Here is a 25,711-nt window from a genome sequence, read left to right as displayed (position 1 = left end):
CAAAGCCCTGATTATTCAGGGCTTTGTTCTTTTTGCATATTGAGTAAATAGGCCATATTTTTAATAACGTGGTCATGTTTCTTAACAAACGGATTTTCTTCGTTCCAGACATAACCAGCTAAAACTGAACATATTTTTTCTTTCACATCCGGATTTTCAGGCTGATGAAAAAACAGCGTCTGAAGATTTCCTGTGTACCATTCCTGCACATAAGTAGTAAAAACAGCAATACCACGTTTCATATATTGCGTAAACTCTACTTCCCAGTCAACAGGAATTCCCTGTGCTTCTTTCAGGTATAATTTTGCTGCCAGCATTCCGGATTCAGTTGCAAAAGCGACTCCGGATGAAAATACGGGATCCAGAAATTCGGAGCTGTTTCCTGTCAGAGCAAAACCGTCTCCGTACATTCTTTTTACGGCTCTTGAATAATTTTCCAGTTTTACAGGTTCGAATAAAAATTCAGTACCTTTAAATCTTTTAATATAATAATCGGATTTCTGAATGGCATTTCGCAAAGCCTCCGCATTATCTTTATTTTCTGAAAGCGAATTGATAAAATCGGTTGGTCCTACAACTCCTAAACTGGTATTTCCATTCGAAAACGGAATTACCCAAAGCCAGACTTCGGTTTCGAGAATGTCGAATGAAATCTGTGTTCCCTCCTCGCCTTCTTCTCTGTTTATATCTTTTACATGAGTAAAAATAGACGAATGTGGATCCAGTTTCGAAGGCGTATCCAGATCTAAAAGCCTTGGGAGCACACGTCCGTAACCGCTGGAATCAATAATAAATTTCGCATGGATTTCCTTTAGGTTTCCATCTTTATCTTTTACGATGGTTTTAGAATTTTTCCCTTCAAAGGAAACTTCCAGAACCTCTGTTTCAAATTCCAGATCAATTCCTTTTCGGATTACTTCCTGTGCCATTGTGTTATCAAAATCCGCTCTTGGCACCTGCCAGGTCCAGTCCCAGCCTTCACCAAATTTCTGGCTGAAATCAAAAACGCAAATTTCTTCTCCTCTTATAAAACGGGCTCCTAATTTCTTTTCAAAATTCATCGCATCTAAACTTTCAAAAAGCTCAGCCTCCGCAAAATGATCCATCACTCTCGGAATAAGGCTCTCACCTACAACTAGTCTTGGAAACTTCGTTTTTTCAACAACTTTTATTTTAACACCATTCATATGAAGATAGGATGCCGAAACACATCCTGATGGTCCTGCCCCTATGATTAAAACGTCTACAAACTCCTTTATCATAATAGAAATGTTCTGATTTATTAACTTACATTTGCCATCATCAAAATAACTACATTTATTTTGATAAATAAAATTAAATTAGCGCAATCAAAACGAGTTTAATGAATACAATTAATGAATATTTAAGTTTAGCCGAATTTGAGGCTATTATATTTGGAAACCAGAAAGTTGTCATTAGCGATTTAGTTCTAAACCGCATTAGTGAAAGTTTTAATTTCCTAAAAGAATTTTCAGGAAACAAAGTTATATACGGTGTAAATACGGGCTTTGGTCCCATGGCCCAGTATCGAATTAAAGAGTCTGACCAGATTCAGCTGCAATATAATTTAATCCGAAGCCACTCTTCAGGAACAGGAAAACCGTTAAGTCCTGTTTGTGCAAAAGCAGCCATTTTAGCACGTTTAAACTCATTATCATTAGGAAATTCCGGTGTTCATCCTTCCGTTATTCATTTAATGGCTGAATTAATTAACAGAGATATCACTCCTCTTATATTTGAACACGGCGGTGTTGGAGCCAGTGGAGATTTAGTTCAATTGTCTCACCTAGCTTTAGTTTTAATTGGTGAAGGCGAAGTTTTTTACAAAGGAGAAAGAAGACCAACTACCGAAGTTTTTGAAATCGAAGGTTTAAAACCAATTCAGGTTGAGATCAGGGAAGGTCTTGCGTTAATAAACGGAACTTCGGTTATGACCGGAATTGGCGTTGTAAATGTGCATCATGCCAATAAATTATTAGACTGGTCCTTAAAAGCCTCATGTGCGATAAACGAACTGGTTCAGGCCTACGACGATCATTTCTCTGAAGAATTAAACCAGACCAAACGTCATAAAGGACAGCAGGAAGTAGCTTTAAAAATGCGCCAAAACCTTTCTGACAGCACATTGATCCGTAAAAGGGAAGACCATTTATATTCCGGTGAAAACACCGAAGAAATCTTCAAAGAAAAAGTTCAGGAGTATTATTCTTTACGATGTGTGCCTCAGATTTTGGGACCGGTTTTAGAAACGATTAATAATGTTGCTTCCATTTTAGAAGACGAATTTAACTCGGCAAACGACAATCCGATTATTGATGTAAAAAACCAGCACGTTTATCACGGAGGAAATTTCCATGGGGATTATATTTCGCTTGAAATGGATAAGCTGAAAATCGTGATTACCAAATTAACAATGCTGGCAGAACGTCAATTGAATTATTTATTAAATTCAAAAATTAACGAATTACTGCCTCCGTTTGTAAATTTAGGAACCTTAGGATTTAATTTTGGAATGCAGGGCGTTCAGTTCGTTGCAACCTCAACCACTGCCGAAAACCAGATGTTATCAAACCCAATGTATGTTCATAGTATCCCAAACAACAACGATAATCAGGATATTGTAAGCATGGGAACCAACTCGGCTGTAATTACTTCAAAAGTTATCGAAAACGCGTTTGAAGTATTGGCAATCGAATTAATTACCATTGTTCAGGCCATTGATTATTTACAACAAAAAGATAAAATTTCATCTGTTTCTAAAAAATGGTATGATGATGTTCGAAAAATAATTCCAACATTTAAAGAAGATCAGGTCATGTATCCTTTTGTTCAGCAAGTAAAAGATTATTTGATCAACAGTTAATATTCTATACAGAAATTAGTGTATTTAAAATTTTATGCCCCAACGAGTTTAACTTTTATATTTTTAAACATTGAATTTTAAAATCATGAAAAAAGTATTTATTTTTTTGTTACTGGCAGGTGTTCAATTTGTTAATAGTCAGGGATTGGCATTAGTTAAAAAGAATTCAAAAATTGGATATCTCGCTAAAGACGGTTCTTTTAAGATTGAGCCTCAGTACAAATCTGCCAAAAGTTTTTCTGAAGGTCTGGCTGCTGTCGAAAAAGATGGAAAATGGGGTTTTATTGATACAAAAGGAACCTGGATAATTCCGGCAGATTTTAAAAATGCCAAAGATTTTAACAGCGGAATTGCAATCGTACAAAAAGATAAAGACTGGGTTTATATTAATACAAAAGGAGAAATCTTAAAAGCACCTGCTTCTGAAAAATTATATGATTTTAATGATGGTGTAGCTTTTATAAAACAAGGAAACAAAGTTGGGTTAATCAATTCTAAAATGGCTGTTGTTTTAGAACCAAAATACGATCAGATCAAACCTTTTGAAAACGGTTATGCCAGAGTTGAGCTGAACAAAAACTGGGGAATTATAAATACTGCCGGAAAAGAATTGGTAGAACCTGCTTATGCTGAAATAGGGAATTATTTTAAAAACACAACCTGGGCCAGAAAAGACAAAACTTTTGGAATCGTAAGCAGTGGGAAATTTATTCCAGTTGATGGTGCCGAAAAAATCTGGGATTTTGAAATACAGGATTTGACATTTGCCAAAAAAAACGGAAAAATCGGATTCATTGATCTAAAAGGAAACTGGGTTATTCTGCCAATATATGATAAAGCAAAAGCTTTCTCAAAAAATCTGGCACCAGTACTGGTAGGTTCAAAATGGGGTTATATTAATCCAAAAGCAGAATTTGTAATTCCGCCAATATATAGTGATGCAGAAGTTTTCACTTCAAATGGTCTCGCTCCTGTAAAAGAAAGCAATTGGGGATTCATTAATGAAAGTGGAAAATTAATCATCCCAACCCAATACGGCATTACTGCAAATGGAATAGCTGCCCTTTTTGTTCAGCAGGACAAGGGATTCATTGATGGTCTTGCAAGAGTAAAAAATGAAGGAAAATGGGGATTTCTAAAACCTGACGGAACCGTATTAAGTAATCAGTGGTTTGAAAATGCTGAACTATTTTCTAAATCCGCTGAAAGAAATGCCCCTGCTGAAAAACCTAAATCAGAAACCAAATCGACAAATTCTGCAGGAAAATCAGCTCCCAAAAAAAGAAATAATAAAGTTATCTCTATAACAAAAAATAAAATTCCACATATATGAAGTGTGTATTAGTAACAGGTGGTTCAAGAGGAATTGGTAGCGCTATTTGTAAAAAATTAGCTGTCGAATCTAATTATCACATTCTGATTAATTATCATTCAAATAAAACTGCTGCCGAAGAAACGCTTCAGGAAGTACAAAAATTAGGCGCAACCGGAGAAATTCTCGGATTTGATGTCTCTAATTTTGAAGAAGTACAAGTTGTTTTAACAAAATGGCAGGAAGCCAATCCCGAAGCGATTGTTGAAGCGATTGTAAATAACGCCGGAATTACAAAAGATGGTCTTTTTATGTGGATGACTCCCGAAGACTGGAACGGTGTTGTGAATACAAGTCTCAACGGATTTTTTAATGTAACACAATTTTTTATTCAGAAGATGCTTCGCAATAAATATGGCCGAATCGTAAATATGGTTTCTGTTTCCGGAGTAAAAGGAACAGCCGGGCAAACCAATTATTCTGCTGCAAAAGGTGCTATTGTTGCTGCTACAAAAGCTTTGGCTCAGGAAGTAGCAAAACGTAATATTACTGTAAATGCAGTTGCGCCGGGTTTTATCAGAACAGATATGACAAGCCAGCTAGATGAAAAAGAATTATTGAAATTAATTCCAGTCAATCGTTTTGGCGAAGCAGAAGAAGTTGCAGATTTGGTAAGCTTTTTGATTTCAAAAAAATCGAGTTATATTACCGGCGAAATTATCAACATAAACGGTGGAATATATTCTTAAAAAATTACTTTAAAGAAGATGAACAGGAGAGTTGTAATTACTGGAATGGGAATTTATTCCTGCATCGGAACTTCACTTGAAGAAGTTAAAGATTCCTTGTATAAAGGAAAATCCGGTATTCAGTTTGATGCTGAAAGAAAAGAATTTGGTTTCCAGTCTGCATTGACCGGGATGGTACCAAAACCGGATCTGAAAAATTTACTAAACCGAAGACAGCGTATGAGCATTGGTGAAGAAACCGAATATGCTTATATGGCCACTATCGAAGCATTGAAAAATGCCAATATCGACGATGCATTTTTTGATAATCGCGAGGTTGGCATTATGTACGGTAACGACAGCGTTTCTAAGGCCATTATAGATGCAACAGACATCATTCGAGAAAAAAAAGATACGGCATTAATTGGTTCGGGAGCGATTTTCAAATCAATGAATTCTACGGTTACCATGAACCTTTCAACGATTTTTAAACTTCGTGGTATAAATTTAACTGTAAGTGCAGCCTGTGCGAGCGGTTCTCATTCTATTGGACTGGCTTATTTTTTAATAAAAAGCGGTTTTCAGGATATAATAATTACAGGAGGCGCACAGGAAATCAACAAATATGCGATGAGTAGTTTTGACGGTTTGGGTGTTTTTTCGAATAGAGAAAGTGATCCTGAAAAAGCGTCAAGACCTTTTGATTCAGGTCGTGACGGATTAATTCCGAGTGGCGGCGGTGCGACTTTAATTTTAGAAAGTTACGAATCTGCCATTGCAAGAGGTGCTACCATTATTGCCGAAGTTTCCGGCTACGGATTCTCATCAAATGGAGGACATATTTCGACTCCAAATGTCGAAGGACCGGCTACAGCAATGAAAAGAGCCCTTGAAGAGGCAAACTTAAAAGCATCAGATATTGAATACATAAATGCACATGCAACCTCAACTCCTGTTGGTGATGCAAACGAAGCTAAAGCTATCTTTGAAGTTTTTGGTGAGAAAAATCCTCCTGTAAGTTCAACAAAATCAATGACCGGACACGAATGCTGGATGGCCGGCGCCAGTGAAATAATCTACTCTATTCTAATGATGCAGCACGATTTCATTGCTCCGAACATCAATTTGGAAACGCCTGATGAAGATGCCTCAAAATTAAATTTAGTTAAAAGTACGTTAAACAAAAAATTTGATATATTTTTGTCCAATTCTTTCGGGTTCGGAGGAACCAATTCTGCATTGGTGGTTAAAAAGTTTAAATGAAAAATGAATAAAGAAGAGATTATAGAACGAATTAATGGTTTTTTGGTTGATGAATTTGAAGTTGACAATGACGAAATTGAACCAGATGCTAATTTAAAAGATACACTTGGGCTGGATAGTTTAGATTACGTTGATTTAGTCGTTTCAATCGAATCGAACTTTGGTGTTAAACTGGTGGAAGTGGATTTTGTCGGAATCGCTACTTTTCAAAACTTTTATGACCTTATCGAATCCAAATTAAAAGCTAAAACTGCTTAATGAGTCAATGGGACGGCAAATCAAAAGGAACAGTTTTAGGCTATAGAATATTCGTTTTTTTAATTCGGAAAGCGGGTGTTAAATCTGCTTATTTTTTACTGTATTTTGTCGCTTCTTATTACTTTCTATTTTTAAAGAAAAGCAATAAGGCTATTTCTTATTATTTTAAAGAAAGACTTCGATATTCGTATTTCCAGTCAAAAAAAATGGTTTTCAAAAGCTATTATACTTTTGGCCAGACCATCATTGACAAAGTTTCTATTTCAGCCGGTCTGCGAAATAAATTCACCTATGAATTTGACGGAATCGAAATCCTTAAAAGGCTTTTAGCCGAAAAAAAAGGCGGTGTTTTAATCAGCGCGCATATTGGAAATTTTGAAATTGCGGAACACTTTTTTGGGGACATCGATCTTGATTTCCAAATCAATCTGGTCACTACCGATTTAGAACATTCGGCAATTAAGAATTATCTCGAAAGCGTTACACAGAAATCTGCTGTAAAATTCATTATCATCAAAGAAGATCTCTCGCATATTTTTGAGATCAATGCGGCTCTTGCAAATAACGAACTAATCTGCTTTACCGGCGATCGTTATTTTGAAGGCACCAAATCACTTTCTGAAACTATTTTAGGAAAAGAAGCTAATTTTCCTGCAGGCCCATTTCTAATAGCTTCCCGATTAAAAGTTCCGGTAGTTTTTGTTTATGTAATGAAAGAGCCAAACCTTCATTATCATTTGTACGCCAGGGAAGCCACCGTTAAACATAGGGACGAAAAAGGATTACTGAAAGAATATATAAAAAGTGTTGAAACTATTTTACAAAAATATCCGTTGCAATGGTTCAATTATTTCGATTTTTGGAATGATCTGAAACCATAAATCCGTTTCAATAAATTTACTATTTTTGCCTGCAACCTAAGGTAAAACCAAAATGAAAAATGTCCTTGTTATTTTTTATTCTCAATCGGGACAATTAAAGTCGATTGCGCAAAATATTGCAAAACCCTTTTTAAATTCAGATGAAATAAAAGTAACTTTTCATGAAATAAAATTAGAAAAACCTTTCCCGTTTCCGTGGAACAAAGACTCCTTTTTTGATGCTTTCCCGGAGTCCTTTTTACAGATTCCAACAACATTAAAACCTGTTCCTAATGAAATTCTGAACACCAAATTTGATTTGGTTTTGTTTCACTATCAGGTTTGGTATTTATCGCCATCCATTCCTATAAATTCTTTTTTGAGAAGTGAAGAAGGGAAAAAAATCCTGAATAATACTCCTGTAGTTACAATCAATGGTTCCCGTAATATGTGGTTTATGGCTCAGGAAAAAATCAAGGTCCTGCTAAGAGAATCCAACGCTCAACTGGTTGGAAATATCGCTTTGGTCGACCGTGTTGGCAACTTAATTAGCGTCCTGACAATTGTCGAATGGATGTTTTCCGGAGTAAAAAAGAAATATTTAGGCTTCTTTCCGTTGCCGGGCGTTTCTGAAAAAGACATTCAGGAATCAACAAAATTTGGAGAAACCATTCTTTCCCAGTTCCATCAGAATAAATTAAATGACTTACAGCCCAAATTAGTAGCTGCTGATGCTGTACGGATTAGCCCTTATTTGGTAACCGTTGACAAAACAGCCAACAAAATTTTTAACAAGTGGTCGAACTTCATTTATAAGAATCCGAAAAAGAGAAAACAGCTTCTCAAAATATTTTATATTTATTTATTCTTAGCGATATGGTTAATCTCGCCAATAGTGTATATATTGCACCTCATTAGCTATCCTTTTAAGCTAAAAACCATAAAAAAAGAAACGCAATATTATCAGGGAGTTTAGAAGAGGAAAATTAAATTATGTTTGACGTATATATTACAAAAGCCGCAAAGTATTTGCCAAATGAAGCCGTTTCGAATGATGAAATGGAGAAGTATTTAGGATTGATAAATGATACTGCCTCAAAGGCAAGACGTATTATTTTGCGCAATAATAAAATTCAAAGCCGATATTATGCCATTGATAAAAATGGCAAAAGCACGCACACCAATGCTGAACTGGCAAAAAATGCAATTGAGCTGCTGTTTGATGAAAACTTTACAAATCAGGATCTCGAGGTTTTGTCCTGCGGGACTTCTTCACCAGATATAATTGCGCCTTCACATGCAGCAATGGTGCACGGATTATTAAAAAACAAATCGGTTGAACTAAATTCTTCAATGGGAATCTGCTGTTCCGGAATGAATGCCCTTAAATATGGCTTTCTTTCTATAAAAGCCGGAAATTCTAAAAACGCAATTTGTACAGGATCTGAAAAAGTGTCAACCTGGCTTTCCGCACAAAAATACAACAACGAAATCATCAACTTAAAAAATCTGGAAGAACAGCCGATTATCGCTTTCAAAAAAGATTTTTTACGCTGGATGTTGTCTGACGGAGCCGGTGCTTTTTTACTTCAAAATAAACCTGGCGGTGAAATCTCGTTGAAAATTGAATGGATGGAAGCTTATTCATATGCTTTCGAATTAGAAGCCTGTATGTATGCAGGAGGTGATAAATTAGAAAACGGCGATATAAAACCGTGGAGCGATTTTACACCTGAACAATGGCTGAATGAATCCGTATTTGCTGTTAAACAGGATGTAAAATTACTGGACGAATTTATTTTGCCAAAAGGTGTCGAAAGTATGAGCGATGCTATGGCAAAACACAATATTACTGCCGAAGATGTTGATTACTTTTTACCGCACGTTTCATCGTACTTTTTTGTTGAAGGACTAAAAAAAGGACTGGATGAAAAAGGCATAGTCCTTACAGAAGAAAAAATGGTTCATGAACCTTCTGAGAGTTGGAAACGTAGGTTCGGCTTCGATTTATATCGCAGTTGAAGAATTAATGAATTCCGGAAAATTAAAAAAAGGAGACAGAATTTTACTTTCAGTTCCTGAAAGCGGAAGATTTTCATTTGCGTATGCGTATTTAACCGTTTGCTAATGGAGTCCTCAGTACTTTTAGAAAAAGCAGCAGTCGAAAACCTGATTCCACAAAAGTTTCCTTTTGTAATGATAGATTGTATGTTTTCATATTCACAAACAGGATTAGTTTCTGGATTGAAAATTCAGGACAGCAATATTTTTTTAGAAGAAAACATTTTTTTAGAAGCAGGCTTAATTGAACATATGGCGCAATCAGTCGCTTTGCATACCGGCTATCAGTTTTTTTTGAAAAATGAAACTGCTCCAACCGGATACATTGGTTCTATTAAAGATATTCAGATTAAAAAATTGCCTCAAATTAACGATAGCATTCAGTCGAATGTTACGATTTTGCAGGAATTTGCGGGAGTAACTTTAGTAGATATCGTGACTTTTTTAAACAATGAAGAAATTGCAAGCGGACAAATGAAAACCGTTTTAGCCAAATAAAAAGATATGAAAGTGGGAATTGACATTCAAAATTACTTACCTCACCGTGCTCCAATGCTGATGGTTGATTTGATTTTGGATATCGATGCTAATTTTGTCGAAACCGAATTTCTAATTAAAGAAGATAATATTTTTGTTGACAATGGTACTTTTATTGAAGCCGGATTAATTGAAAATACGGCTCAGACTTGTTCTTCAATTGTTGGAAAGAAATATTTTTTTGAAGAAGACGGTACAGAAAATAAGGATGTCAGCGTTCTGGGTTTTATCAGCGCCATAAAAAACCTGAAAATTCATTCACTGCCAAAAGTTGGTGAAATCATTATTACAAAAGCAACTTTAGTTTCAAAATTCATCGGCGATGATTATACTTTGTGCACGATGAACTGTCAAAGCTTGCTCGAAGATAAAATACTTTTAGAATGCGAAATTAATTTGTTTATTCAAAAGACGATTTCGGCCACAACATAATGCTAATTAAAATTTAAACCGTCATGGAAAAAGAAAATGTACCGCAGCACGATGGAAATTTAAGCAAAAAAAATCTCAAGGAACTCGTTTATGCCACAGATGAAAACGGTAATTATACTACCGCTTTGAGTACAGGCTGGGAACCAAAAGCCATCGCACTTTCAAACGCGATTGACGACATAAAAGAACGTGCCGAAGAAGCAAGACTAAAAGTTCAGAATGGCGAGTTGAGTCCGATTTGTTATTTCATGGAACTCAATAAAATGGATCTTTCTATTCTTGCTGGTTATGTTGACATGTGGAAATGGCGCGTAAAAAGACATTTTAAACCCTCTGTTTTTGCCAAATTAAACGACAAAACTTTACAAAAATATGCTGACGCTTTTGATATTTCAATTGCCGAACTCAAAAATAGTATCACAAAATAATGCAAGTTACTTTTACACATCACCAATCTGCTCATTGTGAAAACGGAGTAGCTTCAAACCTCTTAAAAAACAGTGGACTCAATATCAGCGAGCCAATGGTTTTCGGAATTGGTTCGGGACTTTTATTCGTGTATCTGCCTTTTTTAAAAGTCAATCATGCTCCGGCAATAAGCTACAGAACCTTGCCGGGACAGATTTTCAATAAAGTCGCCAATCGGTTAAACTTAAAAATAAAAAGACAAAAATTTTCTTCTGTTGCTAGCGCGAATAAAGCTTTAGAGGAAAACCTGAAAAATAATATCCCGACGGGATTACAAGTCGGAGTGTATCATTTGAGTTATTTTCCTGATGAATATCGTTTTCATTTCAACGCACACAATTTAGTCGTTTACGGAAAAACCGAAACAGATTATCTGATCAGTGATCCGGTAATGGAAACGGTTACGACTTTAACGCACGATGAACTGGACAAAGTTCGTTTTGCTAAAGGAGCTTTTGCGCCAAGAGGCCAGATGTATTATCCAATTCAGGTTCCGGGTAATGTTGATTTCAAAAATGCAATCATCAAAGGAATCAAAGATACGTGTCGTACTATGCTGGCACCAATGCCAATCGTGGGTGTACGCGGTATTAAATTTGTATCCCGCCGAATCCGAAGATGGCCGGCGAAACATGGTGTCCGAAAAGCCAATCATTATCTGGCTCAGATGGTTCGCATGCAGGAAGAAATTGGTACCGGAGGCGGTGGTTTCCGTTTTATTTATGCGGCTTTTTTACAGGAAGCGTCTGTTATTTTAAATAATGAAGAATTAAAAACGCTTTCAAAAGAAATGACACAAATTGGGGATTCATGGCGTGATTTTGCCGTTGAAGCTTCCCGAATTTACAAAAACAGAAGTGCCAAAGAAGATGCCTACAACGCTATTGCCGATGAACTTTTAGACATCGCCAATCGTGAAGAAATCTTTTTCAAAAAACTAAAAAAAGCCATCAGCTAACGATATTTTGCAGCCCATTATAAAAATAGAATCCCTTTCGAAAAAGTACAAAGAAGCCGAAATGTTATCTTTGAACAATGTTTTGCTGGAAATCAATGAAGGTCAGATTTTTGGTTTACTCGGTCCAAATGGTGCCGGTAAAACAACCTTGATTTCCATGCTCTGCGGTTTGATTAAACCTACTTCGGGACATTTTACAATTGATGGTTTAGACTATCAGCATCATGCTTCAAAAATCAAAAAAATCATAGGCGTTGTGCCTCAGGAATATGCCTTGTACCCGACTTTGACGGCAAGAGAAAATCTCCATTATTTTGGCAGTATGTACGGTTTGAAAGGTTCAGATTTAAAAGACAAAGTAATCGAGGCTTTGGATCTTTTAGGATTATTGAAATTTGCCGACAAACAAGTTCAGACTTTTTCGGGCGGAATGAAACGCCGTGTCAACCTGATTGCCGGAATCCTGCACAATCCGAAAGTTTTGTTTTTGGATGAACCAACTGTCGGTGTTGATGTACATTCTAAAACTGCGATTATTGATTATTTGAAAGTGCTGAATCAAAACGGAACGACTATTATTTACACCTCGCATCATTTGGCTGAAGCCGAAGATTTCTGCACACAAATTGCGATTTTAGATCAGGGACAGATTTATGCGCAAAATACTCCGTCAGCATTGATTGAAGCTACAAAAGATGCCCGAAATCTCGAAGATGTTTTTATTTCATTAACCGGTAAAGCGTTGAGAGATGATATATAAAATCTGGATGTCGGTAGTAAAAGAATTTCTTTTGTTAAAAAGAGATTTAGGCGGACTCATTATTTTATTTGTCATGCCTTTGGTTTTGGTAATTGCCGTAACCATAATTCAGGACAGTACTTTTAAAACGGTATCCAATTCTAAAATTCAGATTCTTTTGGTAGATAAAGATCAAGGATCTGTTTCTAAAACCGTTTTTGAAAATTTAGAAAAGAGCAATTATTTTACCGTTGTAACACAAATTGACCATAAACCGGTTACCGAAGAAATTGCCAGAGAAAATGTGTACAAAGGAAAATTCCAGCTGGCGATTGTAATTCCGGAAAATCTAAGTTCTGATTTACAAACTAAAGTCGAGCAGAATGTAGAAAAAATTGTCAGCAATTTAGGTTTGACAGACACCACTGCAACTACAGAACCTCAACGCATCATTAAAGAAAAGGAGGTAAAACTGTATTTTGATCCGGCGGTTCAGATGAGTTTCAAAAATGCTGTCATGAGTTCGATTGACAAAATGATATCGCAGATTGAAACCAAATCGATTTATTCGACTTTTCAAAAACAATTAGGGGAAGAAACAATCAATTTTGAGCAAAAAAACTTTATTACTTTCAAAGAGATAATTCCGAGAATCAATAATAAAGAAGTGCTTCCGAATTCGGTTCAGCACAACGTTCCGGCCTGGACGCTATTTGCAATCTTTTTTATTGTGATTCCGTTATCGATCAATATTGTAAAAGAAAAAACACAGGGAACTTTTGTTCGGTTAAGAACCAATCCCGTTTCTAATTTAGTTGTGATTATTGGCAAAACCATCACCTACTCGATCATTTGTATGATCCAGTTTTATATGATGGTTGCCGTTGCGGTGTTTTTATTCCCCTCAATCGGATTGCCTTCTTTAAACATCGAAGGACACTTTATATTGACAAGTGTTGTAGCACTATTTTCAGGTTTCGCAGCAATCGGCTACGGAATCTTATTAGGAACTGTCGCCAGTACACAGGAACAATCTGCTCCTTTTGGTGCCACAAGTGTAATCATTTTAGCAGCAATTGGAGGCGTTTGGGTTCCGGTTTTTGCGATGCCGAAAATCATGCAGTATATCGCAAAATCGTCTCCAATGAACTGGGGATTAGAAGCATTTTATGATGTTTTATTGCGCAACAGTTCTTTCGTCGCAATCATTCCAAAAATAAGTTTGTTATTTTTGTTTTTCATTATTACAACCGCCATCGCCTTATTTTATGACAAAAAGAAAAGAACAGTATAACGAAGCCACCAACCTGACCGTTTCTCACGAAATCAGAATTCGTTTTAACGAAACAGATCCGCTTGGGATTGTCTGGCATGGTCATTATATTACGTATTTCGAAGATGGACGTGAGGCTTTTGGACGTCAGCACGGACTTACGTATTTAGATATTGGCAATACTGGTTATACAACACCAATCGTAAAATCTAAATGCGAGCATAAATTGTCCTTGCGTTATGGCGATGTCGTGACAATTGAAACTACGGTTGTAGATACGCCAGCCGCAAAAATGATTTATCGTTTTAAAATAATTGATGCCAAAGGCGAAGTGGCTCTGCACAGGAGAAACCACCCAGGTTTTTTTAGATGCAGCAGGAAATTTAATGCTGACGAATCCTCCTTTTTATGAAGAATGGAAACGAAAAGTTGGGTTGTTGAAATAGAACACGGATTGCACGAATTAGCACAAATAAAAATCTGCTAGATCTGCTAGATCTGCGTGCTAAAAAATTAAACACATAGAATCATAGAATTTAAAAGTGAATAAAAGAATCAAATAAAATCTAGATTTTACACATAGCGATATGTTATTTTTGTCATTTCGAGGAACGAGAAATCACACTTGAAACTCCGTATGCTAAATCAATCTTTGTAGAGTTACTTACGAAGATTCCTCCTTCGCCGGAATGACAAGATTATGATAACTATGTTCTATGTGTTGAGAAAAAACATACCTACAAGGTTTTAAAACCTTGCAAGAAATGAAACAATAAAATGATAAAAGAAATATACATCACAGAAACAAATTGTATCACACCTTTAGGTTTTGATGTCGAAACGAACATCGAAGCGATTCTTCGTGGTGATTCCGGAATTCAGCTTCACAACGATGTTTCTTTGATGCCCAATTCGTTTTATGCTTCAATAATTAGTGATGAAGATATAAATAACGCTTTCGCGGAAATTAGTTCCGAAACCAAATATTCCCGTTTAGAAAAAATGATGATTTTGGCTTTAGAGCCGATTATCAAAAACTCAGGAGTTCAATTAAATTCAAAAACCGCTTTTATACTTTCGACCACAAAAGGAAATATAACGGCTTTACAAAATCAATCCGAAGAAAGTTTTAATAACGCACATTTAGATGTTTTGGCTGCAACTATTGCGAATTTCTTCGGGTTTCAAACACAGCCCATCGTAGTTTCAAATGCCTGTGTTTCCGGAATTTTAGCAGTTTCAATTGCCAAAAGAATGATTCAGTCAGAGCTTTATAATCACATTTTTGTAGTAGCTGGCGACGAAGTTTCAGAATTTGTTTTGTCTGGTTTTAATGCTTTTCAGGCGATGAGCGAACTGCCTTGCAAACCGTATTCTAAAAACAGAACCGGAGTCAGTTTGGGCGAAGCAACGGCTGCCGTTTTAGTTTCGGCGGAAGCGAAAAATGCTAAAATAAAAGTCATTGGTGACAGTTCGATAAACGATGCAAATCATATTTCGGGACCATCAAGAACGGGTGAAGGTTTGTTCAGAAGTATTCAGAATGCTTTGAAAGAAGCTCAAATTGAAGCCAACAAATTAGATTATATTTCGGCACACGGAACCGCAACCCCGTTCAATGACGAAATGGAAGCCATTGCATTAAATCGTTTAGATTTACAAAATGTTCCCGTAAATAGTTTAAAAGGTTTTTACGGTCATACCTTAGGCTCTTCGGGGTTATTAGAAACGGTAATTGCGATTGAGTCTGCTAATCAAAATACAGTTTTTGAATCAAAAGGTTTTGATGAAATAGGTGTTAGTGAAGTTGTAAATGTTATTGAAAAAAACGAAGAAAAGAAAATAAATTATTTTCTGAAAACAGCTTCTGGTTTTGGAGGTTGCAATACGGCTGTGGTTTTTGAAAAGATAAAATGAGATATGGAAAATCAAACTAATTGGACACCTTTTCCTGATGATAATTTACTTGGCTTGACTGATAAAAATCAAATCAATGAATTTGAAGCATCTGGAATTGCTAAAGCAGAGCTTTTTACTTTTGAACTAGAAACTGATGTTGATATTTCAACAACACTTGTTTTAGAAATTCATAAAATTGCATTTGAACAACTTTACGATTGGGCTGGAAAATGGAGAACAACAGAAGTTTCTGTTGGACAACTAATTCCACCAAAACCAGTAATAGTTTTACAAGCCATGTATCAGTTTCTAGATAATCTTAATTTTAAAATTTCCATTTCTAAAACTTTAGAAGATCATGTTGATTGCTTAGTCTATGCACATTATGAATTTATAAAAATTCATCCTTTCAATAATGGAAATGGAAGGACTGGAAGAATTTTGATGAATCTTATCGCATTAAAGTTTGGATATCAACCTTTAGAATTATATCACAGAGAAGGCGGAAGCAGAAAATTTTATATTAGCGCAATGAAAGCTGCTGACAATGGAGATTATAAATTATTAAATCAATTAATTAGTGAAGAATTGATTTCCTTTTAATTCTTTATCCTTTAAAATGGCATCAACAATTTTGACAACTTTGCTTTTAGAAACTTGCTGATCTTCTAAAGACATTGTAGAAAATACAGTATCAGCAAGAACTTTTGATAAAAAGCTCTTGTTTTTTAATTGCGGATATTTTTCGTAGAATTTCATAACTTGACAAAGTTACAAAAAACAATGACTCAAAACAAAACCTACATACAATCCTACATCACCATCCAAAACAACGAAATTGTTTTGAACGGAACTCCTGTATTCAAAATTGAACCAACAGATTTTGCCGATTTTGCCAAACAAGCGTATCGTAATTTTGACATTCAATATTCGAAGTTTTTCAAAATGGATACTTTGAGCAAATTGGCTTTTTTAGGTGCAGAATTGCTTTTGAGTCCGATAACTTCTTCTAAGGAAGAAAATAATATCGCTTTGGTTTTGGCTAATAAATCTTCGAGTTTAGATACCGATGTAAAATACCAGGAATCGATTTCAGACAAAGAAAACTATTATCCTAGTCCGGCGGTTTTTGTTTATACGCTGCCCAATATTTGTCTGGGTGAAATAAGTATCCGCCATCAGCTTAAAAGTGAAAATTCTTTCTTTATATTTGATGCCTTTAACGGTGAATTTTTATCGAATTATTCTAACATTTTACTAAATACAAATAAAGCAGATTTAGTGCTTTGCGGCTGGGTCGAATTTTTTAATGACAATTACAAAGCGTTTCTTTGCATCATAAGTCCCGAAGAAAACGAAAATTATAAAAACGAAAATATCAATACATTATACCATAAATAATCATGGAAGAATTAAAAGCAGAATTAAAAAACAAAATCATTACAACCCTAAACCTTGAAGATATCGCTGTAGAAGATATTGCTGATAACGATCCTTTGTTCGGAGACGGTTTAGGCTTAGACTCGATTGATGCACTTGAACTGATCGTGATTTTAGATAAAGATTACGGAATTAAATTAGTGGATCCGAAAGAAGGAAAATCTATTTTCCAGTCTATCGAAACGATGGCGGCTTATATCAGCGCGAACAGAACGAAATAAGACTGCTTAGACTGGCTTAGATTTTTAGACTATTTAGAGAAAAGTATCTGAGTCTGGAATCTAAGAAGTCTACTATCTAAAATTCTAATAATCTAAGCAAGTCTAAAAAATGAAAGGTGTCGCAATAACGGGCATGGGAATTATTTCTGCGATTGGGAATTCAGTCGAGGAAAATTATATTTCTTTGATCGAAAACAAGATTGGTATTTCGAATATTCAAAATATTCCGACAGTTCACGCCGATGTGATCAAAGTTGGTGAAATCAAAAAAACCAATGAAGAACTGGTTGCCGAATTACAGCTTTCTGAAAATAATAACTTTTCGAGAACCGCTATGATTGGCACTCTGGCAGCCAGACAAGCTGTTGAAAATGCCGGTATTTCTGATATTAATGAATTCAGGACCGGACTGATTTCTGCCACCAGTGTGGGCGGAATGGATATGACCGAAAAACATTATTACAATTATTTCGAAAAACCGGAACTGGTAAAATATATTACCTGCCATGACGGTGGTGATGTGGCAGATAAAATTGCAGAAGAGTTGGGTTTAAAAGGAATGGTTACGACAATCAGTACGGCTTGTTCGTCTGCAGCCAATTCGATTATGCTTGGCGCAAGATTGGTCAAAACCGGAAAATTAGATCGCGTGATTGTAGGCGGAGCCGATGCTTTGGCAAAATTCACTATCAATGGTTTTAAGACTTTGATGATTTTATCTGACGATTACAATAAACCTTTTGACAACAATCGTAAAGGTTTAAATCTTGGCGAAGCAGCAGCTTACTTAGTTTTAGAATCGGATGAAATTGTCGCAAAACAAAATAAGAAAGTGCTGGCAAGAGTTTCAGGCTACGGAAATGCAAATGACGCTTTCCATCAGACTGCATCTTCCGAAAATGGAGATGGCGCCTATCTGGCAATGAAAAAAGCGTTTGAAGTTTCAGGTTTAAAACCTTCTGAAATCGACTACATCAACGTACACGGAACCGCAACACCAAACAACGATTTATCGGAGGGAAGAGCTTTAAAAAGAATTTACGAAGACGAAAAAGTTCCGGATTTCAGTTCTACAAAACCTTTTACAGGCCACACTTTAGCAGCGGCCGCAGCAATTGAAGCTGTGTACAGTGTTTTGGCCATTCAGAATAATGTGGTTTATCCGAATTTGAATTTTGAAATTCAAATGGAAGAATTTGATTTAACACCGCAAACTTCTCTAAAAAATAAAAACATCGAACACGTTTTGTCCAACTCTTTTGGATTTGGAGGAAACTGTTCCACCCTTATATTTTCAAAAAGCTGATGAGTAAAAAAACATATATAAATGGAGTAGGCTGTATTTCGACTCAAAAAACATTTGATACCGTTTTTTTAGAAGAAGCGGTTGTAAATCATAACGAAAATGTGCTGGCAATTGTTCCGCCGGCGTACAAAGAATACATTTCTCCAGCTGCCAGCAGAAGAATGGCAAAAGGGGTGAAAAACGGAATCGTAGCTTCGGCTTTGGCCATGAAAGATGCCAATGTTGAAAATGTTGATGCGATTATAACCGGAACAGGTTTAGGCTGTATCGAAGATTCTGAAAAATTCCTAAAAAGTATTTTAGATAATAACGAAGAGTTTCTAACGCCAACTTCTTTCATTCAATCGACTCATAATACAGTTGGTGCACAAATTGCACTTTTACAGCAATGTAAAGGTTATAATTTCACTTACGTGAATGGCGCGGTTTCTTTTGAATCGGCTTTGATTGATGCAAAAATGCAGATTGAAAAAGAGGAAGCTAATTCTATTTTAGTTGGGGGCGTTGATGAAAACGGCGATTACACCACTGCCCTTTTCAAATTAAACGGAAGAATCAAACAAGACAATTCAGCTCCATACGATGTTTTAACTTCTAGTACAAGTGGTGCTGTTTATGGAGAAGGTGCCAGTTTTTTTGTTTTAGAAAATGAAAGAAAAGATACTACTTACGCTGAAATTCTGGATATTGCCATCGTAAATACACTTGAAGAAAATGAAATTGAAGCTGAGATTAAATCTTTTCTACAATCCAATAATTTAGAAATTTCCGATATTGATGCTTTAGTTTTAGGCTTTGACGGAAATGCAGCTTTCGAAAATTATTATAAAAATCTTGCTGTAAATGCTTTTGCCCAAACACCTCAGCTGTATTACAAACATTTAAGCGGCGAATATGATACCGCTTCGGCTTTTGCTTTTTGGATGGCTGCCAAAATTTTGAAAACACAGGAAATTCCTGAAATTATAAAGGTGAATTCGGTTGCAAAACCAACTTATAATACCATTTTATTGTACAATCAATTAAACGGAAAAAATCATAGTTTTACGTTGCTTTCAAAATGATAACGCATAAAAACATTTCGATATTTTTTATCATTTTATTGCTTTTATTGGTTCTTTTGAAACTTTATATCGCAATTAATTTTTGGTGGTTTATTTTATTTATTTTGATCTGGATGGGAATAAATGCTTTTGGTTCTGCCAGAATTTCTTCGAATTATCATGTAAAAGCGTTTTGCAGTAATCCTTTAGAAACAGAAAAAAAAATTGCTTTAACGTTTGATGACGGACCGAGCGTTTATACTTTGGAAGTTTTAGAGATTCTGAAAAAATACAATGCCAAAGCGACTTTTTTTTGCATTGGAAAAAATATTGAAACGCATCCTGAAATTCTTCAAAAAGTAATTGACGAAGGTCATTTGTTTGGAAATCATTCGTATTCTCATTCTAAATTCTTTGATTTTTATAATGCCAAAAAAATAACTGAAGATCTTCAAAAAACAGATAGGCTTCTGGAAAAATTGACTTCAAAAAAATCAACTTTTTTCGTCCGCCTTATGGAGTCACGACACCTTCGATTCGAAGAGCTTTAAAAATTACAGGACACAAAGTGATTGGCTGGAATATTCGTTCGCTTGACGGCGGACTAAAAAATCCGGAATTGATTTTGAATCGAATTAAAAAACGGGTTTCTCCCGGCGGAATTGTACTTTTGCACGACACGGGGCCACACTCTGTTTTGGTATTGGAACAGTTTTTGCAATTTTTACAGCAAAATAATTACCTGGTCGTTTCGATTGAAGAACTTTTGAACCTTAAAGCTTATGAAAACTAAATTATATATTTTTCTTTTTTTCCTGAACATTAGCATTTTTTCGATGTTCGCACAGGAACAAAAAATGACTGCTGCAGAAATCACTCAATTTAAAGAAGATGTAAATGTGGTGTCCAAAAAAATCAAATCTCTAAGCACTGATTTTATACAATACAAACATTTAGACTTTTTATCAAAAGACATTGAAACTTCAGGGAAAATGTTTTTTAAAGAACCGGCGTTATTGTCCTGGCAATACAAAAAACCATACAATTACAGCATCGTTTTCAAAAATGGAAAAATCCTGATTAACGATGAAGGAAAGAAAAGTGCCGTTGATATTGGCAACAGCAAAATCTTTGGCCGAATCAATAAACTAATTGTGGGGAGCGTAAGCGGAAATATGTTTGACGATAAGGAATTTACGATTTCATATTTTAAATTAAAAGGGCAAAATCTGGCGAAGTTTATTCCGAAAGATGCTACACTGAAAAAATACATCAAACAGATCGAACTGACATTTGAGAAAGAAGAAGCCACTGTGGTTCAGGTAAAACTGTTAGAATCATCTGACGATTATACCCGAATTGTACTTAAAAATAAAGTGATCAATGCAAAAATCGACGATTCAGTTTTTACTAATTAATTGTTTTCTGGCGATTGTTTTGATTTCCTGTGGTTCAGTCACAAAAAATTATACGTCTAAAAAATTAGTTAAAACAACTATTGAGGTTCCTTATTTTTCAGACTCCAAAACCGATTATGTTTACAAAACCAATATCTCGGTTTATGGTCACGAAATGTCCGGAATTTTTATCGCCAAAAAAATAAATGATACCACACACCGAGTCGTTTTTACAACTGAATTCGGCAACAAATTAATGGACTTTGAAATCTCTGAAAACGATTTTAAAGTCAATTCGATTGTTTCTGAACTCGACAGGAAAATCCTGATTAACACCTTAGAAGAAGATTTTAGGCTGCTTCTCAAAAACAAATATCTGCTTCAGGAACAATTCGAAAACGAGGAAAGTAACATTTATAAATCGGCAGACGGGAAACGTGACAACTATCTTTTCTTCTCCAAAAAAGATCAAAAATTAGAAAAAGTAGTCCGTTCCTCTAAAACAAAAGATAAAATAACAATTACTTTTACTTTAGAAAACGATATTTTTGCTAAAAAAGTAGTCATTTTACATCAAAATATAAAATTGAAAATTGAGCTAAATTATTTTAAATCAGAATAAAAAATAAATTAACCTAAACCAAATACACAATGAAAAAAGTAACTTTAATAACATTCGTTTTATTTATAGGTCTAATAACATCTCAGGCGCAGGTAAGGGTCAGCCCGGGAATCAGAGGGGGTTTAAACTTCTCTACATTAACCAATATTGATGATAATAAAACTAAAACAGATTTTTATCTTGGTGGATTAGTAGATATTAAATTCAACAGGTATTTCTCATTACAGCCTGAAATAACGTATTCAAGACAAGGTGATGAAGGAAGATACTTTGAAAATGGCCGCTATTATTCTGAAAAATATGAACTGAATTATATAACACTTGGTGCCGTTGCTAAATTTAACTTTGGTGGAAGCGGATTTCACATATTAGCAGGACCTTCTTTAGATTTTAAAGTTTCTGATAATTATATCAATACTAATCCTGAAGGTTTTGACCTTGCCATTGTTGCTGGTGTTGGATATACATTACCAAATGGCCTGACCTTTGAAGCGAGAATCAAACAAGGATTTGTAGATATTTACGGCTATGACGGAGTTGATGATGACTATTATTATGACGAAATAATTTTGAATCAGGTCTTTCAGCTTGGTATCAGTTATACTTTTAAAATGTAATGAAATTAAACTATAAAAGTATAATAGCTCTGTTTTTTATCATACAGGCACAGGCCCAAGTTAGTTTCAAACCGGGAATAAGAACGGGATTGGGTTTTTCTACGATTTCGGAAACACACTCCACTTATAAAAAAGATTTTTATGTAGGTGGTTTTAGCGAAATCAGGCTGGGTAAATATTATGCTCTTCAGCCCGAGATAACATACAGCAGACAAGGTTCTGACAATGTGGTCCGAAATTACAATGATGAGAATTCAGGTACTGAAAAATTTAATAAAGAAAATTTAAGACTTGATTATTTTTCGTTTACATTGTTAAATAAGTTTACTTTTGGCCCCGGTATTCAGATACAATTTGGTCCATCGGCAGATTTTCTTGTAAATCATAATTTAGTCAAAAGAAAAGATGCTAATGATTTGGCTTTTGTTACCGGAATTGGCTATCGTCTGCCATCAGGTTTAACGTTTGAAGCCCGATTTAAAAAAGGTTTTTACGACATATTAGATAGTGATTATTATTACAATGATTCTAATGATAATTATCTTTTTGGCGATTATAATACAAATATCAATTTTCAAATAGGAATTAGTTATTCTTTCAAGGTACAATAAACTATGAGTAAAAAAAATTTAGCATTTATTGCATTTTCTTTGTTTGCATTCTTAAAAATACAAGCTCAGGTAACTTTTAAACCTGGAATCCATGCAGGAGTTAACCTTTCTAAAATTTCTAAAACTGATTTTGATGTGAACAGTAAAACTGATTTCTACTTTGGTGGCTTTGGTGCTTTGAAATTGAGTAGATTTTATACTTTACAGCCTGAAGTAACTTATTCCAGACAAGGAGCAAAAGCTTCTATTGAAGGATTTTATTATGACCGTTTACCTGATGGCCAGTCAGAAACGATTACTGAAAACAGAAATGTGGATATTTCATTACGGTATTTATCTTTTGTTACTATAAATAAATTTAATATCACTGAAAAAGTATATCTCCTTGCTGGTCCATATATTGACTTTGTCATTGGAGATGAAATCGAATATGATAAATCAAATGGCTTTTTTACATCCGTTTCAAAAGGTGAAGATATTGATTTTGGAATTATTGGTGGTGCTGGATTTAATTTGTACAAAGGTATCGCACTGGAAGCAAGAATAAAAAAAGGAACGAGAGATGCATTTGATGATACTAACGGAGCAGCTAGTATAAATACTAATTTAGTTTATCAAATAGGTGCGGCCTATACATTTTGAAAATAAAAAAATATGGTTTTAAAAGACTTTTACAAAATAATTTCGGAAGAAAAAATATCCGATTCTAAGTATATCATTACGATTCTGATCAATGAAAAACATGAAGTTTTCAAAGGTCATTTTCCTGGAAACCCAATTATGCCTGGTGTTTGCATGATTCAGATTATTAAAGAACTGACAGAGAAAATCACTCATGAAACTTTAATGATTCAGACGCTTTCGAATGTAAAATTTATGGCTCTCATAAATCCGGAAAGCACTCCGGAATTACGTCTGGAACTCGATATTGCAACAACCGAAGACAATTTGGTTAAAGTAAAAAACACAACTTATTTTAATGACACCGTTGCTTTAAAACTGAGCAACGTATATAAAAAACTTTAAGTATGAAACTGCTACTGACATTACTTTTACTGGTAAATTTTGCAGGCAATCCGGATTTGGCTGCTATTCGAAAAATGTATGCTGACGTTACAAAATCTGAAAATAATGCCAAAGAATTTGTAACAAAACTTGCAGGCATTTCCAATAATGATGATAAAATTTTAGTGGCTTACAAAGCGGCTTCCATTTTACTGGAATCAAAATTTGAAAAAAAATTAGGTGAAAAAATTGAGCGTTTTAAAGAAGGTGCAAAATTACTTGAAGCCACAATAAAAAGTGATCCCAGTAATATCGAAATGCGAATGATCAGACTGAGCATTCAGGAAGATGTTCCGGGAATTACGGGCTACAAGAAAAATATTAAAGAAGATAAAAAATTCATAACAACGTATTATGCTTCGCAGGGTGCGGCTTTGAAAGATTATCTTAAAGATTTTGTTTTGCAATCTAAAAGTTTCTCTGAAAAAGAGAAGCAATTTGTAAAATAAAAGCCCAAAAAACGCCACATGAAATCACAGCAGGAACTACTTAATTCGACTAACTTTTGCGTTATTGTACCGACATACAATAACCGTAAAACACTAAAAAAAGTATTGGACTCTGTTTTAGATTTCACTCCAAGTGTCATTATTGTTAATGACGGTTCGACTGATGAAACTTTCAACATTTTAAAACAATATCCGCAGCTTACGCAAATTCATCATCCTAAAAATTTAGGAAAAGGGCGCGCGCTTAGAAATGGTTTTCGAAAAGCAATCGAAATGAAATTCGAATACGCCATCACAATCGATTCTGACGGGCAGCATTTTGCTTCCGATATTCCAAATTTTATTGCTGCCATACAGGAAGAACCCAATTCGCTGTTGATTGGAAGCCGGAATATGACACAGGAAAATGTGCCGAAAAAAAGTAGTTTTGGAAACAAATTTTCGAACTTCTGGTTTAAGTTTGAAACCGGAATCAAACTTGACGATACGCAATCTGGTTTTAGATTATATCCGCTTCGATTGTTACCAAAACGATTTTATACCAATAAATTTGAGTTTGAAATTGAAGTTATTGTACGTGCTGCATGGAAAGGAATTGTGGTAAAAAACATTCCGATTCAGGTTTTGTACGATCCTGCAGAACGTGTTTCTCATTTTCGTCCGTTTCGTGACTTTACCAGAATCAGTATTCTAAATACCGTTTTGGTAACAAATGCGCTGCTTTACATCAAACCAAGGGATTTTTTCAGAAGAGCAAAAAAAAAGGTTTTAAAAAATTCTTTCTCGAAGATATTTTAGAAAGCAAGGATTCAAATTTTAAAAAATCCGCTGCAATCGCTTTAGGAATTTTTATTGGTCTTTCTCCTTTCTGGGGTTTTCAGACCATTTTGCTTTTTGCTTTAGCCGCATTATTCAGGCTTAACAAAGTCATTGCTTTTTTAACTTCCAATGTTAGTTTTCCTCCTTTCATTCCTTTTATTATTTACGGTTCTCTAAAAATAGGAAGCATTTTTGTCCCTTCTGATACTTCACTTTTTTTGGACAGTTCGATGACGTTTGACGATATTCAAAAAAATGCCGCTCAATATATCGTAGGAAGTCTTATTTTAGCATCCGTTTCGGCGTTATCAGCTGGTTTAATAAGTTATTTTCTTTTAACCGCTTTTACTAAAAAACGTACAGAATAAAATTCTATGTCAATTCGCTACGAATTCTCAAATTAGTACAATTTATTCAAAATAAATTCGTGAATTTGTGGCTGAAAAATT

General features: G+C 35.0%; 30 protein-coding genes and 3 pseudogenes. 31 read left to right on the top strand and 2 right to left on the bottom strand.

Annotated features, from left to right (window positions below):
- Positions 1-11: 11 nt before the first annotated feature.
- Complete coding sequence (locus P5P89_RS09685; protein WP_278011725.1) at positions 12-1,262, bottom strand: NAD(P)/FAD-dependent oxidoreductase; 1,251 nt, start codon at positions 1,260-1,262, stop codon at positions 12-14.
- Between the two features lie 101 nt (positions 1,263-1,363).
- Between P5P89_RS09685 and flxA the strand changes: the two genes are divergently transcribed.
- The 17 genes and pseudogenes from flxA (at position 1,364) to P5P89_RS09600 (ending at position 16,275) form a co-directional block, all read left to right on the top strand.
- Positions 1,364-2,884 carry a flexirubin biosynthesis tyrosine ammonia-lyase FlxA gene (gene flxA / locus P5P89_RS09680; RefSeq protein ID WP_278011724.1) on the top strand — a complete coding sequence of 507 codons (1,521 nt, stop codon included), beginning with the start codon at positions 1,364-1,366 and terminating at the stop codon, positions 2,882-2,884.
- Positions 2,885-2,969: 85 nt separating this feature from the next.
- The gene (locus P5P89_RS09675; protein ID WP_278011723.1) at positions 2,970-4,217 is read left to right on the top strand and encodes a WG repeat-containing protein; all 1,248 of its coding nucleotides are present in this window, start codon (positions 2,970-2,972) and stop codon (positions 4,215-4,217) included.
- The gene (gene flxB / locus P5P89_RS09670) at positions 4,214-4,945 is read left to right on the top strand and encodes a flexirubin biosynthesis SDR family reductase FlxB (protein ID WP_278011722.1); all 732 of its coding nucleotides are present in this window, start codon (positions 4,214-4,216) and stop codon (positions 4,943-4,945) included. Before P5P89_RS09675 ends, flxB begins: the two co-directional genes overlap by 4 nt.
- 18 nt (positions 4,946-4,963) lie before the next feature.
- The gene (locus P5P89_RS09665; RefSeq protein WP_278011721.1) at positions 4,964-6,187 is read left to right on the top strand and encodes a beta-ketoacyl-[acyl-carrier-protein] synthase family protein; all 1,224 of its coding nucleotides are present in this window, start codon (positions 4,964-4,966) and stop codon (positions 6,185-6,187) included.
- Between the two features lie 3 nt (positions 6,188-6,190).
- Positions 6,191-6,445: an acyl carrier protein gene (locus P5P89_RS09660; protein WP_025571909.1), complete on the top strand. Its 255-nt coding sequence runs from the start codon at positions 6,191-6,193 to the stop codon at positions 6,443-6,445.
- A complete protein-coding gene (locus P5P89_RS09655) occupies positions 6,445-7,326 on the top strand; it encodes an LpxL/LpxP family acyltransferase (RefSeq protein WP_278011720.1) in 882 nt (293 codons plus the stop codon). Before P5P89_RS09660 ends, P5P89_RS09655 begins: the two co-directional genes overlap by 1 nt.
- Positions 7,327-7,378: 52 nt before the next feature.
- The gene (locus tag P5P89_RS09650; RefSeq protein ID WP_278011719.1) at positions 7,379-8,281 is read left to right on the top strand and encodes an NADPH-dependent FMN reductase family protein; all 903 of its coding nucleotides are present in this window, start codon (positions 7,379-7,381) and stop codon (positions 8,279-8,281) included.
- A 17-nt stretch (positions 8,282-8,298) separates the two neighbouring features.
- Positions 8,299-9,433, top strand: a pseudogene (gene darB, locus P5P89_RS09645) (dialkylresorcinol biosynthesis protein DarB).
- A complete protein-coding gene (locus P5P89_RS09640; protein ID WP_278011718.1) occupies positions 9,433-9,864 on the top strand; it encodes a hotdog family protein in 432 nt (143 codons plus the stop codon). Before darB ends, P5P89_RS09640 begins: the two are co-directional and overlap by 1 nt.
- A 6-nt stretch (positions 9,865-9,870) precedes the next feature.
- Entirely contained in the window at positions 9,871-10,335 is a 465-nt protein-coding gene (locus tag P5P89_RS09635; RefSeq protein WP_278011717.1) for a hotdog family protein, read from the top strand.
- Positions 10,336-10,358: 23 nt separating this feature from the next.
- Positions 10,359-10,763 (top strand): flexirubin biosynthesis protein DarG, encoded by a 405-nt coding sequence (DarG, locus tag P5P89_RS09630; protein WP_278011716.1) that lies wholly within the window; start codon positions 10,359-10,361, stop codon positions 10,761-10,763.
- On the top strand, positions 10,763-11,761 hold the full coding sequence (gene darH, locus P5P89_RS09625) for a BtrH-related acyltransferase DarH (RefSeq protein ID WP_278011715.1): 999 nt from the start codon (positions 10,763-10,765) through the stop codon (positions 11,759-11,761). The genes DarG and darH overlap by 1 nt, the downstream gene beginning before the upstream one ends.
- Before the next feature lie 61 nt (positions 11,762-11,822).
- Positions 11,823-12,521 (top strand): ABC transporter ATP-binding protein, encoded by a 699-nt coding sequence (locus tag P5P89_RS09620; protein ID WP_278012006.1) that lies wholly within the window; start codon positions 11,823-11,825, stop codon positions 12,519-12,521.
- Positions 12,511-13,794, top strand: coding sequence for an ABC transporter permease (locus P5P89_RS09615; RefSeq protein WP_278011714.1), 1,284 nt, complete (start codon positions 12,511-12,513; stop codon positions 13,792-13,794). The genes P5P89_RS09620 and P5P89_RS09615 overlap by 11 nt, the downstream gene beginning before the upstream one ends.
- Positions 13,769-14,219: pseudogene (locus P5P89_RS09610) on the top strand (acyl-CoA thioesterase). Before P5P89_RS09615 ends, P5P89_RS09610 begins: the two are co-directional and overlap by 26 nt.
- 331 nt (positions 14,220-14,550) lie before the next feature.
- A complete protein-coding gene (locus P5P89_RS09605) occupies positions 14,551-15,690 on the top strand; it encodes a beta-ketoacyl synthase N-terminal-like domain-containing protein (protein ID WP_278011713.1) in 1,140 nt (379 codons plus the stop codon).
- 3 nt (positions 15,691-15,693) lie between these two features.
- The gene (locus tag P5P89_RS09600; protein ID WP_278011712.1) at positions 15,694-16,275 is read left to right on the top strand and encodes a Fic/DOC family protein; all 582 of its coding nucleotides are present in this window, start codon (positions 15,694-15,696) and stop codon (positions 16,273-16,275) included.
- Here P5P89_RS09600 and P5P89_RS09595 read toward each other — a convergent pair.
- Positions 16,246-16,431: a hypothetical protein gene (locus P5P89_RS09595; protein ID WP_278011711.1), complete on the bottom strand. Its 186-nt coding sequence runs from the start codon at positions 16,429-16,431 to the stop codon at positions 16,246-16,248. The two genes, P5P89_RS09600 and P5P89_RS09595, sit on opposite strands and share 30 nt — an antisense overlap.
- 24 nt (positions 16,432-16,455) lie before the next feature.
- On the opposite strand from P5P89_RS09595, the gene P5P89_RS09590 reads away from it, so the two are divergent.
- The 14 genes and pseudogenes from P5P89_RS09590 (at position 16,456) to P5P89_RS09525 (ending at position 25,630) form a co-directional block, all read left to right on the top strand.
- A complete protein-coding gene (locus P5P89_RS09590) occupies positions 16,456-17,073 on the top strand; it encodes a beta-ketoacyl-[acyl-carrier-protein] synthase family protein (protein ID WP_278011710.1) in 618 nt (205 codons plus the stop codon).
- Between the two features lie 2 nt (positions 17,074-17,075).
- Positions 17,076-17,333, top strand: a complete 258-nt coding sequence (locus tag P5P89_RS09585; protein ID WP_025571885.1) for a phosphopantetheine-binding protein — start codon at positions 17,076-17,078, stop codon at positions 17,331-17,333.
- Between the two features lie 109 nt (positions 17,334-17,442).
- Entirely contained in the window at positions 17,443-18,639 is a 1,197-nt protein-coding gene (locus P5P89_RS09580) for a beta-ketoacyl-[acyl-carrier-protein] synthase family protein (RefSeq protein WP_278011709.1), read from the top strand.
- Positions 18,639-19,703 (top strand): beta-ketoacyl synthase N-terminal-like domain-containing protein, encoded by a 1,065-nt coding sequence (locus P5P89_RS09575; RefSeq protein WP_278011708.1) that lies wholly within the window; start codon positions 18,639-18,641, stop codon positions 19,701-19,703. The genes P5P89_RS09580 and P5P89_RS09575 overlap by 1 nt, the downstream gene beginning before the upstream one ends.
- Positions 19,700-20,233 (top strand): polysaccharide deacetylase family protein, encoded by a 534-nt coding sequence (locus P5P89_RS09570; protein WP_278011707.1) that lies wholly within the window; start codon positions 19,700-19,702, stop codon positions 20,231-20,233. The genes P5P89_RS09575 and P5P89_RS09570 overlap by 4 nt, the downstream gene beginning before the upstream one ends.
- Positions 20,234-20,250: 17 nt before the next feature.
- Entirely contained in the window at positions 20,251-20,475 is a 225-nt protein-coding gene (locus P5P89_RS09565) for a polysaccharide deacetylase family protein (protein ID WP_278011706.1), read from the top strand.
- A complete protein-coding gene (gene lolA2 / locus P5P89_RS09560) occupies positions 20,465-21,100 on the top strand; it encodes a flexirubin biosynthesis/transport protein LolA2 (protein WP_278011705.1) in 636 nt (211 codons plus the stop codon). Before P5P89_RS09565 ends, lolA2 begins: the two co-directional genes overlap by 11 nt.
- Positions 21,066-21,701, top strand: a complete 636-nt coding sequence (gene lolB2, locus P5P89_RS09555; RefSeq protein ID WP_278011704.1) for a flexirubin biosynthesis protein LolB2 — start codon at positions 21,066-21,068, stop codon at positions 21,699-21,701. The genes lolA2 and lolB2 overlap by 35 nt, the downstream gene beginning before the upstream one ends.
- Before the next feature lie 29 nt (positions 21,702-21,730).
- On the top strand, positions 21,731-22,318 hold the full coding sequence (locus P5P89_RS09550) for a porin family protein (RefSeq protein ID WP_278011703.1): 588 nt from the start codon (positions 21,731-21,733) through the stop codon (positions 22,316-22,318).
- Entirely contained in the window at positions 22,318-22,929 is a 612-nt protein-coding gene (locus P5P89_RS09545; protein WP_278011702.1) for an outer membrane beta-barrel protein, read from the top strand. The genes P5P89_RS09550 and P5P89_RS09545 overlap by 1 nt, the downstream gene beginning before the upstream one ends.
- Before the next feature lie 3 nt (positions 22,930-22,932).
- Complete coding sequence (locus P5P89_RS09540; RefSeq protein ID WP_278011701.1) at positions 22,933-23,571, top strand: porin family protein; 639 nt, start codon at positions 22,933-22,935, stop codon at positions 23,569-23,571.
- A gap of 12 nt (positions 23,572-23,583) precedes the next feature.
- On the top strand, positions 23,584-23,955 hold the full coding sequence (locus tag P5P89_RS09535) for an ApeI family dehydratase (RefSeq protein ID WP_278011700.1): 372 nt from the start codon (positions 23,584-23,586) through the stop codon (positions 23,953-23,955).
- Positions 23,956-23,957: 2 nt separating this feature from the next.
- On the top strand, positions 23,958-24,443 hold the full coding sequence (locus P5P89_RS09530; RefSeq protein WP_278011699.1) for a hypothetical protein: 486 nt from the start codon (positions 23,958-23,960) through the stop codon (positions 24,441-24,443).
- A gap of 18 nt (positions 24,444-24,461) precedes the next feature.
- A pseudogene (locus P5P89_RS09525) lies at positions 24,462-25,630 on the top strand (DUF2062 domain-containing protein).
- Positions 25,631-25,711: the final 81 nt, after the last annotated feature.

This window comes from Flavobacterium gyeonganense (assembly GCF_029625295.1).
Taxonomy (GTDB): Bacteria; Bacteroidota; Bacteroidia; order Flavobacteriales; family Flavobacteriaceae; genus Flavobacterium; species Flavobacterium gyeonganense.
The sequence above is the reverse complement of the archived record's forward strand: the minus strand, read 5'-3'. Positions and strand labels throughout refer to the sequence as shown.